At 61.3% G+C, this 19,354-nt stretch carries 13 protein-coding genes; 4 read left to right on the top strand and 9 right to left on the bottom strand.

Going from position 1 to position 19,354, the window contains the following annotated elements:
* Positions 1-143: 143 nt before the first annotated feature.
* The 3 genes from PQR42_RS29580 to acnA are packed head-to-tail and all read left to right on the top strand — an operon-like array spanning position 144 to position 4,885.
* Complete coding sequence (locus tag PQR42_RS29580) at positions 144-650, top strand: hypothetical protein (protein WP_408205369.1); 507 nt, start codon at positions 144-146, stop codon at positions 648-650.
* Between the two features lie 25 nt (positions 651-675).
* Positions 676-2,127: a bifunctional 2-methylcitrate dehydratase/aconitate hydratase gene (locus PQR42_RS29575; RefSeq protein ID WP_408494340.1), complete on the top strand. Its 1,452-nt coding sequence runs from the start codon at positions 676-678 to the stop codon at positions 2,125-2,127.
* A gap of 40 nt (positions 2,128-2,167) precedes the next feature.
* The gene (acnA, locus tag PQR42_RS29570) at positions 2,168-4,885 is read left to right on the top strand and encodes an aconitate hydratase AcnA (protein WP_408205371.1); all 2,718 of its coding nucleotides are present in this window, start codon (positions 2,168-2,170) and stop codon (positions 4,883-4,885) included.
* A 124-nt stretch (positions 4,886-5,009) separates the two neighbouring features.
* On the opposite strand, the gene PQR42_RS29565 is transcribed toward acnA, so the two are convergent.
* The 8 genes from PQR42_RS29565 to PQR42_RS29530 all read right to left on the bottom strand — a co-directional run bounded on the left by PQR42_RS29565 (position 5,010) and on the right by PQR42_RS29530 (position 13,678).
* The gene (locus tag PQR42_RS29565; RefSeq protein WP_408386974.1) at positions 5,010-6,083 is read right to left on the bottom strand and encodes a hypothetical protein; all 1,074 of its coding nucleotides are present in this window, start codon (positions 6,081-6,083) and stop codon (positions 5,010-5,012) included.
* Positions 6,080-7,090, bottom strand: a complete 1,011-nt coding sequence (locus PQR42_RS29560; RefSeq protein ID WP_408386975.1) for a histidine kinase — start codon at positions 7,088-7,090, stop codon at positions 6,080-6,082. Before PQR42_RS29560 ends, PQR42_RS29565 begins: the two co-directional genes overlap by 4 nt.
* Positions 7,091-7,106: 16 nt before the next feature.
* Entirely contained in the window at positions 7,107-7,742 is a 636-nt protein-coding gene (locus PQR42_RS29555) for a response regulator (protein WP_408205374.1), read from the bottom strand.
* Between the two features lie 192 nt (positions 7,743-7,934).
* Positions 7,935-9,017 carry an OmpA family protein gene (locus PQR42_RS29550; protein ID WP_408386976.1) on the bottom strand — a complete coding sequence of 361 codons (1,083 nt, stop codon included), beginning with the start codon at positions 9,015-9,017 and terminating at the stop codon, positions 7,935-7,937.
* A 153-nt stretch (positions 9,018-9,170) separates the two neighbouring features.
* Positions 9,171-10,010, bottom strand: a complete 840-nt coding sequence (locus PQR42_RS29545; protein WP_408205376.1) for an ABC transporter permease — start codon at positions 10,008-10,010, stop codon at positions 9,171-9,173.
* Between the two features lie 15 nt (positions 10,011-10,025).
* The gene (locus tag PQR42_RS29540; protein ID WP_408205377.1) at positions 10,026-11,303 is read right to left on the bottom strand and encodes an ABC transporter permease; all 1,278 of its coding nucleotides are present in this window, start codon (positions 11,301-11,303) and stop codon (positions 10,026-10,028) included.
* Positions 11,304-11,422: 119 nt separating this feature from the next.
* A complete protein-coding gene (locus PQR42_RS29535; RefSeq protein WP_132383583.1) occupies positions 11,423-12,472 on the bottom strand; it encodes an ABC transporter substrate-binding protein in 1,050 nt (349 codons plus the stop codon).
* Positions 12,473-12,580: 108 nt separating this feature from the next.
* Positions 12,581-13,678 carry an ABC transporter ATP-binding protein gene (locus PQR42_RS29530; RefSeq protein ID WP_408205378.1) on the bottom strand — a complete coding sequence of 366 codons (1,098 nt, stop codon included), beginning with the start codon at positions 13,676-13,678 and terminating at the stop codon, positions 12,581-12,583.
* A gap of 129 nt (positions 13,679-13,807) precedes the next feature.
* Here PQR42_RS29530 and pdxR point away from each other — a divergent pair, with 129 nt between their 5' ends.
* Positions 13,808-15,355, top strand: coding sequence for a MocR-like pyridoxine biosynthesis transcription factor PdxR (gene pdxR, locus PQR42_RS29525; RefSeq protein WP_408205379.1), 1,548 nt, complete (start codon positions 13,808-13,810; stop codon positions 15,353-15,355).
* Positions 15,356-15,496: 141 nt separating this feature from the next.
* Here pdxR and PQR42_RS29520 read toward each other — a convergent pair whose 3' ends face one another.
* Entirely contained in the window at positions 15,497-19,252 is a 3,756-nt protein-coding gene (locus PQR42_RS29520) for a DUF748 domain-containing protein (protein WP_408386977.1), read from the bottom strand.
* Between the last annotated feature and the right edge of the window lie 102 nt (positions 19,253-19,354).

Here is a 19,354-nt window from a genome sequence, read left to right as displayed (position 1 = left end):
TGAGAATTTGAAGTACCTGCCGCTAAATAGGAGAAAATAGCGGTCGCTGTGCGCTTTCAAAGCGCGTGCAGTTCAACCACGCGGTCGCCAGGACCGGTAGCCCGCGGAATGTTTAACTGAAACTAGATAGAAAGGTTTTCTCCATGAAAAAGCTGATGATCGCCGCCGTGATTGGCGCCCTGTCCACGACGATGCTGTCCGTCGCGACTGACGCCGCCGCGCAAACGGCGACCACCACGAAGCCGGCTGCCAACGCTGCGCCGAAAAAACCGCAGCCGAAGCGCCTGATCAAGCGCAAAGCGAACCCGGCCAAGGAAGCGAAGGTCGATCCGGTGCCGGAAGGCGCGGAAAAGTGGTCGTGCAACGAAGGCCTGGCTTTCGAACTGAAGGGCGACATGAAGCGTGACCAGATCGTCACGGTTCACTGGGCTAACAAAAATTACAATCTGCCGCGCGAAGCGACCACCACGGGCGCAGACCGCTTCCACGACGCCGCAACGGGTATGGACCTGGTCGTGATCCCGACGAAGGCGATGTTGTTCTCGGATAAGGACAGCTCGCGTCTGGCCGACGAGTGCAAGACGGCAGCCATGCAGCAAGGCGCGCCGGCTCCGACGCAATCGAACGCGATCGACAAGACCAGCAACTAAATATCGTCATCAGGAAAGCTCCCCGATGTCCGCTCCGATTTCCAACGTGCGACCCGACCCGGACCCAGTCCTGGCCGATATCGTCGACTACGTTCTGGATTATCAGATCGACAGCACGCTCGCGCTGGAAACCGCGCGGCATTGCCTGATCGATACGCTCGGCTGCGGACTCGAGGCGCTCACCTACCCGGCCTGCACCAAGCTGATGGGACCGATCGTGCCGGGCACGATCGTCCCCAACGGCGCGAAGGTGCCGGGCACGTCGTTCCAGTTGGACCCGGTTCAGGCCGCCTTCAACATCGGCGCCATGATTCGCTGGCTCGACTTCAACGACACCTGGCTTGCCGCCGAATGGGGGCATCCGTCGGATAATCTCGGCGGAATTCTGGCGACGGCCGACTGGCTCTCACGCAGTGCCATCGCGGCGGGCAAAGCGCCGCTGGCGATGAAAGACGTGTTGATCGCCATGATCAAGGCGCACGAAATTCAAGGCTGTATCGCGCTCGAAAACTCCTTCAACAAGGTCGGGCTCGATCATGTATTGCTGGTGAAACTGGCGTCGACCGCGGTGGTCGGCCAGTTGATCGGACTCACGCGCGACGAACTGATCAACGCGGTGTCGCAGGCGTTTGTCGATGGGCATGCGCTGCGCACGTACCGCCACGCGCCGAATACCGGCTCGCGCAAGTCGTGGGCCGCGGGCGATGCGACGTCGCGCGCCGTGCGTCTCGCGCTGATCGCGAAGACCGGCGAGATGGGCTATCCGTCGGTGCTGACGGCGAAGACGTGGGGCTTTTACGACGTGCTCTTCAAGGGCAACGCATTCCGGTTCCAGCGTCCGTACGGTTCGTACGTGATGGAAAACGTGCTCTTCAAGATTTCTTTTCCGGCAGAATTCCATGCGCAAACGGCGGTGGAAGCCGCGATGAAGTTGCACGCGCAACTCAACGCTGCGGGAAGGAGCGTGGACGACATCAGCAAGATCACGATCCGCACGCACGAAGCCGCGATTCGCATCATCGATAAAAAAGGTCCGCTGAACAATCCGGCCGACCGCGATCATTGCATTCAGTACATGATCGCCGTGCCGCTGATCCACGGCCGCCTGACGGCCGCGGATTATGAAGATTCGATCGCGCAGGACGCGCGCATCGATGTGCTGCGCGCGAAGATGGAATGTGTCGAAGACGCGCAGTTCACGAAGGATTACCACGATCCGGAGAAGCGTTCGATCGCCAATGCACTGACGATCGAATTCAACGACGGTTCGACATTCGACGAAGTCGTAGTCGAATACCCGATCGGTCATAAGCGTCGTCGCGAAGACGGGATTCCGTTGCTGGTCGAGAAGTTCAAGACCAACCTCGCGCGCCGCTTTCCGGTCAAGCAACAACTGGCGATTCTCGACGTGTCGCTGGATCAGGCAAGGCTCGAAGCCATGCCGGTCAATGAATACGTCGATCTGTACGTCATCTAGTTAAGTACTGTAGTTCCGCGATCAAACCAAGGAAAACACCATGGCCCACAACCTCCACAAAACGCTCAAGGAATTCGACAGCGGTTCCGGCAAAGGCAAGTTCTACTCCCTGCCGCAACTCGGCAAGGCACTGAACATCAAGATCGACCGCCTGCCGGTTTCGATCCGAATCGTGCTGGAATCGGTGCTGCGTAACTACGACGGCAAGAAAATCGCCGAAGAACACATCGAGCAACTCGCCAACTGGAAGCCGACCGCCGCGCGCGTCGATGAAATCCCGTTCGTCGTGTCGCGCGTCGTGCTGCAAGACTTTACCGGCGTGCCGCTGCTCGCCGACATCGCTGCCATGCGCGGTGTCGCGAAACACATGGGCAAGGATCCGAAGTCGATCGAACCGCTGGTCCCGGTCGATCTGGTCGTCGATCACTCGGTGCAGATCGATCACTTCCGCGAAAAGAACGCGCTCGACCTGAACATGAAACTGGAATTCCAGCGCAACAACGAGCGCTACCAGTTCATGAAGTGGGGCATGCAGGCATTCGACACGTTCAAGGTCGTGCCGCCGGGCGTCGGTATCGTTCACCAGGTGAACCTGGAATACCTCGCACGCGGCGTGCACAAGAAGGCTGAAGGCGCGGACACGGTGTACTACCCGGACTCGCTGGTCGGCACCGACAGCCACACGACCATGATCAACGGCATCGGCGTGGTGGGCTGGGGCGTGGGCGGTATCGAAGCGGAAGCGGGCATGCTCGGCCAGCCGGTGTACTTCCTGACGCCGGACGTGGTCGGCGTCGAACTGAAGGGCAAACTGCGCGAAGGGCTGACGGCGACCGACCTGGTCCTGACCGTCACCGAACTGCTGCGTAAGGAAAAGGTGGTCGGCAAGTTCGTCGAGTTCTTCGGCGAAGGCACCAAGTCGCTGTCGCTGCCGGATCGCGCGACGATCGGCAACATGGCGCCGGAATACGGCGCGACCATGGGCTTCTTCCCGGTCGACGAAAAAACCATCGACTACTTCAAGGGCACGGGCCGCACCGACGCAGAAATCTCCGCCTTCGAAAACTACTTCAAGGCGCAAGGTCTGTTCGGTATTCCGAAGGCTGGCCAGATCGACTACACCAAGGTCGTCACGCTGGATCTCGGTACGGTGACGCCGTCGCTGGCAGGTCCGAAGCGCCCGCAAGACCGTATCGAAATCGGTCATGTGAAGTCGACCTTCAGCGACCTGTTCTCGAAGCCGGTTGCAGAAAACGGCTTTGCGAAGAAGTCGGAAGATCTCGACGCGCAATACACGACGAGCAACGGCGTCGACGTGAAGAACGGCGACATCCTGATCGCGGCGATCACGTCGTGCACGAACACGTCGAACCCGAGCGTGCTACTGGCTGCGGGCTTGCTGGCAAAGAAGGCCGTGGAAGCCGGCCTGACCGTCGCGCCGCATATCAAAACCTCGCTGGCGCCGGGATCGCGCATCGTCACGGAATACCTGACGAAGACCGACTTGATGAAGTACCTCGACAAGCTCGGCTTCACGCTGGCCGCATACGGTTGCACGACCTGTATCGGCAACGCGGGCGATCTGACGCCGGAACTGAACGAAGCGATCACGAAGAACGACATCGTCGCGGCAGCGGTTCTGTCGGGCAACCGTAACTTCGAAGCGCGTATTCACCCGAACATCCGCGCCAACTTCCTGGCCTCGCCGCCGCTGGTCGTCGCTTACGCGATCGCCGGCAACATTACGCGCGACCTGATGACCGAACCGGTCGGCAAGGGCAAGGGCGGCAAGGACATCTACCTGGGCGACATTTGGCCGACCAGCGAAGAAGTCGACGCGCTGCTCAAGTTCGCACTGGATGCCGACGCGTTCCGTAAGAACTACGCGTCGCTGACCAAGAAGGGCGACCTGTGGAGCAAGATCGAAGGCGAAGAAGGTCAAGTCTACGACTGGCCGAAGTCGACCTACATCGCTGAGCCGCCGTTCTTCGGCAAGGACTTCTCGATGACGCCGGCCGACAGCATCGCTGCTGTGAAGAACGCGCGCGCGCTGGGCATTTTCGGTGACTCGGTCACGACCGACCACATCAGCCCCGCTGGCTCGATCAAGGAAGACTCGCCGGCAGGCAAGTGGCTGAAGGAAAACGGCGTGCAGAAGGCCGACTTCAACAGCTACGGCTCGCGCCGCGGCAACCACGACGTGATGATGCGCGGCACGTTCGCGAATGTCCGGATCAAGAACCTGATGATCCCGACGAAGGCAGACGGCTCGCGTGTGGAAGGCGGCCTGACGATTCACCAGCCGAGCGGCGAACAACTGTCGATCTACGACGCAGCGATGAAGTACATCGACGCCGGCACGCCGACCGTCGTGTTCGCGGGCGAAGAGTACGGCACGGGCTCGTCGCGTGACTGGGCTGCGAAGGGTACGCAATTGTTGGGCGTGAAGGTTGTGGTCGCACGCAGCTTCGAGCGGATTCACCGTTCGAACCTGGTCGGCATGGGCGTTCTGCCGCTGCAGTTCAAGGGCTCGGATAGCGTGCAATCGCTCGGCATCACCGGCGAAGAAACGTACGACATCGAAGGCCTGGGCGCGGACTTCAAGCCGCAACAGGAAGTGACGCTGGTGATTCGCGGCAAGGACGGCAAGGAAAAGCGCGTGCCCGTGCTGCTGCGTATCGACACACCGATCGAAGTCGACTACTACAAGCACGGCGGGATTCTGCCGTTCGTGCTGCGTTCGCTGCTGGCTGCTTAAGGCATTCGCTTGCCTGAGCGGTAACTGCGAGCTGTTTTGCAGGGGCTGCGTCCTGTGGAGGACGCAGCTGACTTTGAAGCCCGACCAGTGGTCGGGCTTTTTTTTGGCTGTTTACTTTTGGGCGCTATTTGTCGGCGCCGCTTGTGCCGAAGGCTTCAGGATTGTCGGTGATCCGGCGCTGCGTTAGGTGGGCACTCCAGTCGGTATCTTTCGGCACTGGGATGCGGGCGCGCGTCGTGATGTTCGCGCGCCGTTGCTGGGTGGCCCAGTCGAGCAATGCGGCGCGCTCGGCTGTGTCTGTTGCGGACGAAGAGCGCACGGTCCAATCGGGTTGTTGCGACGTGGACGGTTGTCTGGACGGCTTGGCCGTGCGGCTTAGTGCCAGGCGTTCGTCCGCTCGCGGTTTGCTGAGGTGTGTGATTGGGACCCGGTGATAGGGCTTTGCGGGTTGGGTTGCCACGTCCTGATGCGTAGACACTCGTGTGGTTGGATGCGGCGCAAGGCGTTCGACATGCTGCGGCTTCGGCGTATCGGGAGAAACTGCGCTCGCCTTCGCTGTGTTTGGCGTAGGAGCAGCGGTGGGAGCCGTCGCCTGCGGCGAAGTAGCGGCCAAAGGTGCGCTGCGCGCGATCGTGCGGGCGAATTCGACCGGCGGCTGTGCCGGTTGGGCACGCTCGCGTGGATGAAGCGACATCGCACTACCGTCTGCCGATGCAACCGGCTGCGTGATTGACCTGGCCGTAGCCGTGGTCGTGGCTGTCGTCCTGTCGGCATCGTGCGTCGTGCAGGTGGCCAGTAGCCAGGCCAGTGCAATGCTGCAGCCCGCGAAGATCGCCGCTCCAAGGACGTGATCCGAACGGGTCGACCTCGGGCGCACTTGACCCATTTTCAGGTAGTACCCGGCTTCCGCCAACTGCTCCGCAAACCGATGAGAATGGTCGGGTTGCGCCGGCAGTTTGTAGAAAAACAGAAACTTCACGCCGGGTGGCAACGGTCCACGACGTGCTGGCAGTGACGGGTGTTGTACCGCATCCTGGATTGCCTGTTGCGCAGCGGTGAGTGGCACGGGTTGCGGTTCGCGCTGCGCGATGGTCTGGGCCTGCCGTCGCCGTGAACCGAAAGGCGGCGGCAAGGCTTCAAACGGCCGCGGAATTGGAAGCGCCAGATCGCCTTCAATCAAGGCCAGCGGTCGGTTCATTGCGAGGTGCTCCGGTACGCGCGCGACGTTGCTTCGAGTTGCGTGACGAGGGTTCTGGCGCGCGCCGTTAGCGTGCCGATTGATCCGGTGTTGTGCGCCAGTGGCGACGTGCTTGCGCGCCGCAACGCCTCCATCAGACTGCGTGCGCCGACGAGACCCATTGCTCCGCTCAAACGATGCAGAACATCATGGAAATGCTCGAAGCCGTCTTCGCGAAGCAAGGCGTTGAGGCGCGCGAGGTCGTCATTCACTGACTGACGCCAGTTGTTGAGAAACGCGTGAAGATCGACACCCTCTTCAGACAATGCGTCGAGGTAACGACTTTCAAAGGGCTCAAACGAGGGGCTTGCGGAGGTATCCCGTGCCTGCGTGGCGCTGGAGAAAAGAGGCACCTGTGTGCTGCCGCTAACCGTTCCCGCAGATGTCTCCCGTTGTTCGACGGCGAACAACGCGGTGAAGGTTGCGCGAGGCCCCCTCTCTAAACCGCTCGTGATAGAGAGCTCGCCGCGCATGCGTTGCACCAGTAGCCGGCAGAGTGGCAAACACGCGTTGGCGTCACCGAGCCGTTTAGCCACCTCTGGATCATCAGTGATTGGACTGGACAATTGTGACCGCGCGGCAGGCACTACATTTTCAGCCGCGTCGACCACGCTGATAAAGACACGTTGCGTGCCCGAATTCAAATCCTGCGCCCACACGACGAGCGAAATCTCTCCCTGCGTGCCGAGCCGGATCGTTCGGTTGAGCAAATGGAAAATGATCTGGCCTAACCGGGCACTATCGGCGCGAATCGTTTCGGCCACCGTTCGACCGACGCTCGCGCGCAGGCGCAAATCGCGCCGAGATGCAAATGGGACGAGCAATGCGATTACACCGTCGATGAGTTCCCGCAGGTTCGTCACGCTCTCGTTGAACACGAACGCGCGAGATTCTAATGGCGAGGTATCCAGCAAATCGTTAAGCGTTTGACGCCATGTGCACGCAGAGTAACGGGACAAGTTCATCATATTCATAGCCCGCAAACTAGTCGATCAAACGGTGCAACGTCGCGAATTCAATCAGCCCGGCCAAGGACGAAAGACCGAGTTTTTCCTGAATACGGCCCTTGTATGTGCTGACGGTTTTGTCGCTCATAAACAAAGCATCCCCAATCGCCTTATTCGACATGCCTTTCGAGAGCATCTGCAGAATCACAAGCTCTTTATCCGACAGCAGCCCGATCCTTGTCTCTTCCCCTCCCACTCCGGCAGCGAGCGCCATGCCACCGCCACTGGCCGTCACGGGAAACACGGTGTAGCCGGCAAGCACCGCCTCCACGCCGCGCATGATCTCCTTCATTTCCTGCGACTTGCCGACGAAACCATGGACACCCGAGCGCATCGCACGCGGCGCGAACGTGGCCGGATCGTGGCCCGACAACACCATCACGCGGACCGGCGGATGAACGAGCTTGAGACGGGGAATCACGTCGAGTCCACTGATGCGCGGAATATCGAGGTCCAGTATGACGAGTTCAGGGGTGTGCACCCGGGCCAATTCCACAGCAGACTGACCGTTATCGGCCTCGATCACATCTTCAACGCCAAGCAACTGCATGAGCTGCATTTTGATGACCATACGGAAAGCCGGATGATCATCGATAACCAGAATAGTCGACATATTTCTTAATCCTCCTGAACACACGCCTTGCGACGCCGGTTACTGCCAGTGTCGAGCTTCAATACACGTGAATGTGTGCGGCAAATTGCTCGTGACGAATATGGATACGACACGGGCAATCCGAAACGACCGACCTGCCGCGTGCTGCGGCAGTTCGTCGGCACCTAAGATCGCTTTCGATGCAACAGCCCGCTAGGAACCGGCCGCCACAAGTTCAATTTCGACGCGGCGGTTCGGCGCGAGGCATTGCATCAACACTTCGTGCTTCGTTTGCCGGCAGTCGACCAACGGGTTCGCACTGCCCCTGCCCCGCACAGTGATCGGCACGTTCACGTCGTGCGCGCGCAGATATCGCTCGACCGTGCGCGCGCGTTGCGTGGACAAAGCAAGATTGTGTGACTTGCCACCGAGGCGGTCAGCGTAGCCGGTGATCTTCAGCTCATGCATCGCGGAAACCGTCTTCAGACCGATTGCCATGTCATCCAACTGGCGCTTGCCGGCGGGCAGTATCGCGGCCTCGTCGCCACCGTTGAATCGGAAAAGAGAATCGGCCCTTAGCGTGATCTTTCGCGGCGCCATGGCCGTAGAAGCAGAAGTAGCCGGCACCGGAGTGGCCGCAGGTGTTTGCATCGCCTGCTTGCATTGCAGCGCTGTTTCCGCCGACTGGCGCAAGTTATCCTGCACTTCAGGCAAGCGTTTTTCGGCGGCGGAGAAACTGCGTCGCCATGCGTCATGCCCCGCTTGCATCAGCTCGACTTCGGCGCAGGCGACCGGCGGCTGCGCCTGCGGACACTTCGCAACAGCGGGATCCGACTTGATGGTGTTGACGATCTTCCACAGATCGGGGCGCACCGTGGACACGGTGCGTAGCGCGGGATTGACGGCGGATAACGGCGTGCCGTTCTCCAGGCTAATCGTGATCATGGCCGCCTGGCCGATCGCTTCTTCGACGAAGCCCCAGTGGTCGTTAGCTTGCCGCGCCTGTTGGGCGGCATTGATCCAGCATTGTGCCTTGGCGTGAAAATAGCCGTTCTTATTTTCTGGCAAACGATCGAGCTGGGTCTGCAGTAAAGCGAGTGTCGTGCTACTGCTCACGACCAGCGCGTAAGTGCTGACCCATTGCGGGTTGACCGCGCCTGCGGCTTCGTCTTGAGTGGTGCCGAAACCGCTTTGCAGCAAGGTGGCGTCTTCGACGCCAAGTCGGTCACGCGCAGCGTGGTCCGCACAAGCTGTCAAGGCGAGCGCGCACACTAGCAGCGTTAGCTGGTGCTTCATTGATTCCCCGCGTCGAGCGCATCTTCTTGTCAAGGGACATGAGTATGAAGAGACACTGATGCACAGGGAATGGGAACAATCTTAGATTAGAGTCAGAAAATTGTTGATAGTCATGCGTCTCAAATAAAAGCTGTCATCCGTTTGGGCAGATACTCAAACCTTAACCGCCCGCGCTGCATTTCGCCCACGCAGCCACTCGAGCGCCAGCAACAGACTGGTGGAAAAAACAATCAGAATTGTCGCCAGCGCGGCGATGGTCGGGCTGATATTTTCGCGGATACCGGTAAACATCTGTCGGGGCAGCGTAGTCTGATCCGCGCCCGCCAGGAACAGCGTCACGACGACTTCATCAAATGAAGTCGCGAATGCGAACAGCGCACCCGAAATCACGCCCGGCGCGATCACCGGCAACGTGATGCGGAAAAACGTCTTCACCGGATTCGCACCCAGCGACAAACTCGCCCGCACCAGGTTGTAGTTGAAACCCTGCAAAGTCGCCGCCACCGTCGTCACGACAAAGGGCACGCCGAGCGACGCATGCGCGAGAATCAGGCCGATGTAGGTATTGGCCAACCCAAGCGGCGCAAAGAACAGGTACATGCCGACGCCGACCACCACCACCGGCACGATCATCGGCGAGATCAGGATCGCCATGAGCAGCCCTTTGCCGCGGAAGTTCGCCTTGGTCAGTCCGATTGCCGCCAAGGTGCCGAGCACGGTTGCGACCACCGTCGCCGAAGGCGCGACGATAAAGCTGTTCTTAGCGGCCATGCGCCATTCATCGGACGCAATCAGATTCTGATACCAGCGCAACGACCAACCCGGAATGGGATACACCAGAAACGTGCTCGACGAAAACGACAGCGGCACGATCGCCAACACCGGCAAGATGAGATACAGCAGCGTGAGCACGGCGAGACCGCGCAGCGCGAAATACCACACGCGCTCGACCCATGACGTATGCGGCGCGAACAAAGGCTTGGCAAGTTTCATCGCAATAGACTCCGTTCAGCCGAGGCTCAGTGACGAACGCGTGAAGCGCCCGTAAATGACGTACAGCACGAGCGTCGCGGCGAGCAGCAGACCGCCGAGCGCGCACGCCATGCCCCAGTTGATCGTCACGTTGGTGAAGTACGCGACGTAGTAGCTGACCATCTGATCGTTCGGTCCGCCGAGCAAGGCCGGCGTGATGTAGTAGCCGATCGCCAGAATGAACACCAGCAACGCGCCCGCGCCGATGCCCGGATAGGTTTGCGGTACATACACGCGCCAGAACGCGGCGAACGGATGACTGCCGAGCGAGATCGCGGCGCGCTGATAGGTCGGCGGGATCGACTTCATCACGCTATAGAGCGGCAGGATCATGAACGGCAGCAGAATATGCGTCATCGAGATGTAGACGCCGGTGCGGTTGAACAGCAGCGACAGCGGATCGTGCAACAGCCCGCTGCCGACCAGCGCCTTGTTCACCAGCCCTTCGCTTTGCAGAATCACGATCCATGCCGCGACGCGTACGAGGATCGAGGTCCAGAACGGAATCAGCACGAGAATCATCACCAGATTCGCGCGACGCTCGGAAAGCGTCGAAATCCAATAGGCCAGCGGATAGCCGAGCAACAGCGCGAAGAACGTCACCGCCGCGCCGATCACAAAGGTGCGGCTGAACACGGCGAGATAAATCTGTTGATCCGGATCGGTCGGAATGATGTGGCCGAACGCGTCCTGCTTGTGGTCGAGCGAAGCCAGCAGATAGAACGGCGAATACGCGCCGGAATTTTTCGCAATGGCTTGCCAGTACGCGATGTCGTTCCAGCGTTCGTCCAGTTCGGCGAACTTCGCGTGAATCTGGGCGGGCGTCAGTTGCAAGGGCTTGCTGTTGTCGTCGACGAACGGCATGGCGTGCGCTGACTTGGCGACCAGCGAACGGTAGCCCGGAATCTCCACGTTCAGGCGTCGTGCGAGTGCGCCCATGCCGTCGCTGTCGGCGATCGCGGCGAGGTCGACAGCCAGTGCGGCATACGCGGTATCCGGCGGCGGCGTCTTGCGATCCCACGCGCTCAACGACGCCAGCGTATGCGGCAGCGCGTTGACGACTTCGGGATTTTGCGCGGCGCGCGTGAGCAGCGCGCCGATCGGCACGACAAAAATCAGCAGCAGAAAAATCGCGAGCGGCGCGATCAGCAGCAGGGCCATGGCCCGCTTTCTGGCTTCCGCGGCCTTCAGCTCGCGCTTGAGCCGGCCACTTGATTCAGGCGTCGAATCGGCAGCGATCGTCATCGTAGTCACACCTGTCTCCAGCTTTACCTTGGAACCGCGCGCACATCCGTGCAGGATGTGCGCGCCTCATTTCAAACTTCGAAGGCGCGACCTCACTCAACCCGCCACGCCCTCCCACACAACACTAACTACTTCGAAGCCCACGACGAAAACCGTTGCTCCAGTTCATCGCCATGATCGGTCCAGAACGCGAGGTTCTGCAGCACCGCATTCTTCCCATTAGCCGGCGAGTTCGGCAGATTCGCGAGCGTCTTCGGATCGAGCGCCTTGATCGCCGCCACATTCACCGGGCCGTACGCGATGTTGTGCGCATAGTCCTGTTGCGGCTTCGACGAAATCGAATAGGCGATGTACTTCTCAGCCAGCGCCTTGTTCGGCGTGCCCTTCGGAATCGCCCAGTAGTCGAGGTCGTAGATGCTGCCGTTCCACACCACCTTCAGGTTCTTGCCTTCCTTCTGCGCAGCATCGATCCGGCCGTTGTACGCAGTCGACATCACCACATCACCCGCGACGAGAAACTGCGGCGGCTGCGCGCCCGCTTCCCACCACTGGATATTCGGCTTCAGTTCGTCGAGCTTCTTGAACGCGCGGTCCTGGCCTTCCTTGGTGGCGAGCACCTTGTAGACGTCCTTCGGCGGCACGCCGTCGGCCATCAACGCGAATTCGAGGTTGTAGCGCGCGCCCTTGCGCATCGCACGCTTGCCCGGGAATTTCTTGACGTCCCAGAAATCGGCCCAGCCGGCCGGCGCCGTTTTCAGCTTGTCGGCGTTGTACGCAAGCGCCGTCGACCACACGAAGAAGCCCACGCCACAAGTTTGCGGCGCTTCGGGAATCAGATCCGCTTTCTTGCCGATCTTCGACCAGTCGAGTTTCTCGTACAGCCCTTCATCACAACCACGGCCGATATCGCCCGATTCGACTTCCACCACATCCCAGTTCACATGCTTGGCCTCGACCATCGCCTTCACTTTGGCCTGCTCGCCGTTGTATTCGACGGCGGTGACTTTATTGCTGGTCTCTTTTTCGAACGGTTGGTTGAATGCAACCTTTTGCGCGTCGCCATTCGCGCCGCCGAAATTGACGACCGTCAATTCGGCCGCATTGACTTGCGCGGCGCCCAGCGCGAGCGCCACAGCACCGACAGCGATGGCGCAGCGCGATTTCCCGATCTTGCTCATGGTGTGTTGCTCTCCTTTGGTGGTGTGCTTCAGTACGTTCAGTGCGACTTTGTTATGTGCTGCTTTTCCTGACCTGCCTGCGTCGAACACATCGCGCGTTCGACGCGTTCACGCCCCTGCGAAAATCCGCAGATGCTCGGGTGCGAATTCGAGTGCGACCGGTGCGCCGGGCGCGAAGGTGTCGAGCACGCCGGTGCCGAGCGGCACCTTCACGAAGCACTCGTCCTGTTGCGGCAGACCACAACGCATGCGCACGTGGTCGCCGAAATAGATCAGCCCGCGCGCTTCACCGGCGAGCGCATTGGCGCCCGGCCGCGACAGACCGTTGGCAAGCTTCATGCGCTCGGGCCGGATGCACGCGACTGCCGGCGTGCCCGCACGCGCGCCGCCGATATTGCGGCCAGTGAGGCGCGTGCCGTCGATCAAATGAAATTCGCAATACTCACCGTCGACATTCGCGATCGTGCCGCGCAGCTTGTTGCTGTCGCCGATGAAGTTCGCCACGAACTCATTACACGGCGATTCGTACAGACGATCCACGGTATCGAGTTGCTGCACGATGCCTTTGTCGAACACGGCGACGCGATCGGACATGGTCAGCGCTTCGCCCTGATCGTGTGTGACGTACACGAACGTGACGCCGAGTTTCTCGTGCAGTGATTTAAGTTCGTACTGCATGTGTTCGCGCAACTGTTTGTCCAGCGCGCCGAGCGGTTCATCCATCAGCACGAGCTTCGGTTCGAACACCAGCGCACGGGCGAGCGCGATACGCTGCTGCTGGCCGCCGGAAAGCTGCGCCGGATAGCGCTTTGCGAAGCTCTCCATGCGCACCATCTTGAGCGCGTTATTCGTGCGATGCGCGCGCTCTTCCGCCGAAATCTTGCGCACGGTCAGCGGATACGCGACGTTCTGCTCGACCGTCAGATGCGGAAACAGCGCGTAGTTCTGAAACACCATGCCGATGTTGCGCTTATGCGGCGGCACCGTATTGAGCAGCGTGCCATCCAGCCAGATTTCGCCGCCGGTGGGAAATTCGAAGCCCGCCAGCATCATCAGACAGGTGGTCTTGCCCGAACCGGACGGCCCGAGCAGCGTCAGAAATTCGCCCTGGTAGATATCCAGATCGAGCTGTTTGACGACCAGCGTTTCGCCGTCGTAGGTCTTGCGCACACCTCGAAAGCTGACGATCACGTCTTCGGTTTTCATCGTCCAAGTCTCCTCTGCGGTCCGGCTGGCACCCGTGCAAAGCAGCGGGATTGCAGCAATTGCGTGGCTCACTATAGACCGTTACGGTTCTACAATATGGAACCATTTCATTATTCCGGATAGAACCACTTGGACACCGTGATTTTGTCGGATTGGCTCGCCGCGCGACTCGACCGCACGGCCGCCGAACCGGTCTACCGGCAGACGTTGCGGCTCATGCAGCAGGCCATTCTGACCGGCCAGCTGCCGCCGGGCACCAAGCTGCCCAGCTCGCGCACGCTCGCCGAAGACCTTGGCATCGCGCGCAACACGGTGCTGCACGTCTACGACCAGTTGACCGCCGAAGGCTATGTGATCTCGACCACCGGCAGCGGTACCTATGTCGCCGACACGCGGCCGGACACGGCCGCCGTGAATATGCGCAGGAAGCCGGCAGTGGCGAGCGTCGACAAAGAAGACAGCACAGCCAGGGAAACCCCCAAGCCGCCGAAACGCGACCTCAGCGATCTGTCGACTCGCGGACGGCGTCTGATCGACAAAGCCGGCGTTTCCGCCAAACAGTGGGGCGCGTTCATGCCGGGCGTGCCCGACGTCGCGGAATTTCCGGCGCGCACGTGGAGCCGCCTGCAGGCGCGCTTATGGAAGGAAGCCAATCCCGATCTGCTCACCTACGCGCCCGGCGGCGGCTACCGGCCGTTGCGGCGGGCGTTGTCGGATTACCTGCGCGTGGCGCGCTCGGTGAATTGCACGCCGGATCAGATCATCATCACCACGGGCATTCATCAATCGATCGATCTGGCAGTGCGTCTGCTGACCGATGTCGGCGACCGCGCGTGGGTGGAAGAACCGTGCTATTGGGGCGCACGCAGCGTGCTGCAGTCATCGGGGATTACCCTTGTGCCGGTGCCGGTGGATGACGAAGGCCTGAATCCGCGCGAACAGGATCTGCAGCAGCCGCCGCGGCTCGCGCTCGTCACGCCGTCGCATCAGTATCCGCTCGGCATGGTGATGAGCCTCGCGCGCCGTCGCACGCTGCTCGAATACGCGCGCCAGCACAACGTGTGGATCATCGAGGACGACTACGACAGCGAGTTCCGCTACGGCAGCCGTCCGCTCGCGTCGCTGCAAGGACTCGACGACGCCGGCCAGGTGATCTACGTCGGCAGCCTGGGGAAGATGCTGTTCCCTGGCTTGCGGATCGGCTACATGATCGCGCCGGAGCATCTGGTGGACACGTTCCGCACGGGCGTCGCCGAGTTGTATCGCGAAGGTCAGTTGATGCAGCAGGCGGTGATGACCGATTTCATCATGGACGGGCACCTCACGTCGCACGTTCGGCGCATGCGTGCGCTATACGGGGAGCGCCGGCAGATTCTGATCGACGCGATCACCGCGCGTTTCGGCAACGAACTGCCGGTGATGGGCGACGAGGCCGGCCTGCATCTGGTGCTCGGCTTGCCGGATCACGCGAACGATCGCGCGGTGACGGCCGCCGCTTACGACGCCGGGGTGATCGTGCGCCCGCTCGCGAGCTACTACAGCAGCGACACGCCCGCGCGGCGTGGACTGCTGCTCGGTTACGCGTGCGTGCCGAACGACAAGATCGGTCCCGCGTTCGATACTCTGGCGCGTGTGATCGAGCAAACCGCGTTGAAGGCGCCGACGCGCGCCGCTTGAGCAATGCCGCCGCGAGCATGTGCGGCTGGCGGCGGTGCGCTCAACGTTCGATGTTCGATGTTCGATGTTCGATGTTCAACGGCGTACGCTCAAAAAACGCCGGGTTTTGCCTGACGCGCGAAGCGCCAGGCTTGAACACGCTCACTTCAAGCCGAAGTCGACCCGCGTCGTCGCGCCCTTATCCTTGATACCGTCGGCATCCAGCTTCGGTGCGACGATAAACACGCGGCTGCTGTCGATCTTGCCGTCCAGATACTGCTGCACGCTCTGCGCCCGCTGCTGTGCGAGCTGGCGCAGGCTGGCGTCGTCGATCGGGGCGTTGGCGGCGAGTGCGCTCTTCATGTCGTCGTCCGGCAAGCTCTTGGTCAAGCCGACAAAATTGCGCGGCTTCTTGAAGTCCGCCGACTTGTACGCCTTGCTCAGATACTTGTCGTAGTCCTTTGGGTCGACGGTGACGGTCGACAAGTCGACGCTCTCGCCGTTGCCCACCACGTCCTTGATCTTCTGCTGCTTGACGAGGCGGTCCACATAGCCGGTGCGCAACGCGGGTTCGTCGACAGCCGGATCGACGCGGCCGATCAGGTCTATGCGGATCGACGGTTTGTCGCTCAGCGCCTTCACGATGGTGTCGAGTTTCTGGGTGTCGGCGTCCGTGAGCTTCGCCGAGCCGGGTTCGAATTCGACATAGCCCAACTCCTCGCCCTTGCCGCCGAACGCGTTGGCGATCAGCGAGAACGGCGCGGTCACCGCCTTCTGCAGCAGATTGAGCACGGCATGCCAGATCAGGCCGCCAATACTGAACTCGGGATTCGACAGCGAGCCCGACACCGGCAGGTTCACGTCGATTTCGCCGCGCGAGTTCTTCAGCAGCGAGATCGCGAGACGCACGGGCAGCTTGGTCGCCGTATCGTTATCGACGTGATCGCCGAACGTGAGCTGGTCGATGAAGATGTGGTTATTCGCGTCCAGCTGATCGTTCGCCAGCTTGTAGTGCAGATCGACGTTCAGCTTGCCCTTGGTGATCGGATAGCCGGCATATTTCGCCGAATACGGCGTGAGATTGGTCAGTTCGATATCGTGCGCGACCGCCGTCAGATCGAGCGCCGGCTTCGCAATCAGCGGATTGACCGTGCCGCGAATCGACAACGGACCATTGGCCGCCAGTTTCGCGGCGATGTCGACCGGCGCGGCCGTGGTCGATTGCGTGCCGAACGCGCCGACCGTACCCTGAATGCCGACCAGGTTCGCCGTGAAATTCGGCTTGATGAAGTTGTCCGTGTACGTCACGCGGCCTTGTTGCAGGACCAGTTGACCGAAGTGCAGTTTGACCGGGCTTTGCGGCGGAGTAGCAGCGGTGACCGTAGCGGGCGGCGCCGACGACGAAGCCGGCGCGGGCGCCGCCGCGACCGTCGATGCCGCTTGGGGCGTCAACGGCACGGGGTCAGCACCGCTCTTGTCGCGGGTCAGCGATTGCGGCGCACCGCTTTCATGCGCGACGACGTCCTTCAGGTTGAGCTTGCCCTGCGCGTCGAGCAGCACGCGTCCATAGAACTTCGTGAACGTGACGCGGCCCGCGTCGACCACCGTGCCATGCTCGTCGTAATCGGCTTTCAGGTTGGACAACGCGAGCGACCCCCATCCCGCGAACGGATCGGAGGTCGCCTTGTCGAGCATACGGACTTCGACGAGCGCCACGTCGCCGCGATAGGTCGCTTTCAGCGACTTCGCCTGATTCAACGCGAGGTCGCCGTTCGCATTGAGCAGCGCGCTCGCGATCACCGCATTCAGCTTGCTGCCGAAGTACGGTTCGAAGGCCGCCGCGTCGAGCCGGTTGGCATTCACCTTGACGGCCACCTTGAGTGGCGTCGCCGTGACGTCGCCCTTGACACCGAGCGTGCCCTTCTTGTTCAGCGTGGCCTGCAGATCGACCGGCAGCGGCCGGCTCAGGTCGTCGCTGATGTTCTGCACCTTCAGTTGCAGCGGCGTGATGTTCAGTTTCACCGGCTGCGGCGTGGTGTTGTCCGTGAAATTGGCGGTCGCGTCCTTCAGGGTCAGCTCGCCGATCTTGTAGTGCCATGCGGGCCCTTCCGCCTGCGCCTTCTTGACCGCGTGAATCGCGGTGCGCTGCGGCGCGGCTTCATGCTGGCCGGCAAGCGCGGCGAGGTTGATGCTGCCGTCTTTCAGACGCTGCGCGTCGACCGCGAGGCCGGTCGTGTCGACGCTGGCGATCTCGGCGGTGCGCGCCGCCACGTCCACCTGCCTGAGTTTGACGCTGCCTTGCGCCAGCGAGATCAGCGGATCCTTGCTGGCGCGCGTCGCGACTTTCAGCGATTGCAGGTCCAGTTGCGAATCGGTGACCATCACCGCTACCGGCGACTTCGACCAGTTCGCGCCGACATTGGCGGTGGCGGTCAGCGCACCGTCCGTGATTTGCGCCACGGTCGCGGTGTCGATATACGGTTGCAGCAGCGGCAGCTTCAACGACTTCAGATCGAGCTTCGCGCTCGCCGTCTTCGCGACGAGGCCGAACGCGCCGGCCACGCCGAGCGAGCCGCCGGCGTCCTTGAAATCGGTGTTCAGCGTGTAGTGCGCGGGCGCGGTGGCGAGCGTCGAGAAATCGGTCAGCGTCACGGCCAGTTTTTGCAGGCCGACGTCGATGGGGCGTGAGGCGGCGGCGTCGTGGACATTCACGGTGCCGTCATTGAGCACGAAGCGTTTGATCGACAGATCCAGCGGTGGCGCCGTCTTTTCCGTGGCATTCGAACCGGATGCCGCAAGCGGCGCGCTCGCGGCCGGTTGCGCCGCAGCCGCCTCGGATGCCGACGCGGACGCGGGCGCGAACATCTTCTCGACGCTCACCACGCCGTCTTTATCGCGCGCAAGATTGGCAGTGGGCGCGTCGATGCGGATCTCGTCGAAGTGATAGAGGCTCTTCAACGGTTCGAGCGTGGCGGCGGCCACATGCACCGCGCGCGCCGCGAAGAACGGCGCCTTGCTCTGATCCTGCACGTCCACGTCGTTCATATCGACGGTGCCCGCCACGCGCAGCGAAGGCGCGTCGTTGGAGACGACGAAGTTAAGCTTGAGATCGGTGGACAGCTTGCCGGACTGCACGATCACCGGCAGCTTGGTCGGCACGTAGGATATGAGGCGCGGCACGTCGAGCCCGTCGAAGCGCAACGACACTTCCGACTCGCGCGACGCGGCAAACGGCTTGGTCTTACCGTCGATGGCAAGCGGACTGCCGTCGATCCGCGCACGCAGCAAAGGCTCGACGAAGATATCGGTTTTCGACGGCAGCGTGGCGATGAACGGAATGCCGAGCTTCCATTGATCGATCACATGCGTCGCGCCGAGCAGTTTGTCGTCGAACGTGATCTGGCCGTTTTCCAGGCGAATGTTCGAGACGGAGAACAGCGTCGGCTTGCTATCGGGCTTGGCCGGCTGCTTCGCGAATTTCTCGATCAGGTCGGTGAAATTGAAGCGCTGCGCATCGTAGCGAACAATGTGAAAGCGCGGCGAATCGAGCTGCACTTCGTCGATGATCGGCGCCGCGCGAAACAGCGAACTCCATGACGGCTGCACGATGAGCCGCGAGATATCCACGAAGTCGCCCGCGCCGCCGCGCTCGCCGATATGCACACGATCGGCTTCGAGCTTGAGCGTGTACGGATTGAGCGCAATACGGCCGATTGTTGCAGGGCGGTCGAGTTGTTTGCTGAGCTGTTGCTCGGCAATGTGGCGAATCAGCGGCGGCGCCGCGAAGAAACCCAGCAGACCAAACAGTACAACGAAGATCAGCAGACCAGTAATGACACGCCGGGTACGGCGTGACTGCGCGACATCGCGCACGGTCTGCATGGACGAGGCTAGTGATGCTTTATTGAGGCTTGCCATGCTCGGTTTTGGGTAATGCGGCGGCAAGCCCGCCGCGAAAACGAAAATCCCGCAAGCGGCAGTATAAGTCGTGAATCTTTCGTCGGATATAAATGTAAGGCG

This window comes from Paraburkholderia sediminicola, from assembly GCF_046027355.1.
In the GTDB taxonomy this organism is placed as follows: Bacteria; Pseudomonadota; Gammaproteobacteria; order Burkholderiales; family Burkholderiaceae; genus Paraburkholderia; species Paraburkholderia sediminicola_B.
The sequence above is the reverse complement of the archived record's forward strand: the minus strand, read 5'-3'. Positions and strand labels throughout refer to the sequence as shown.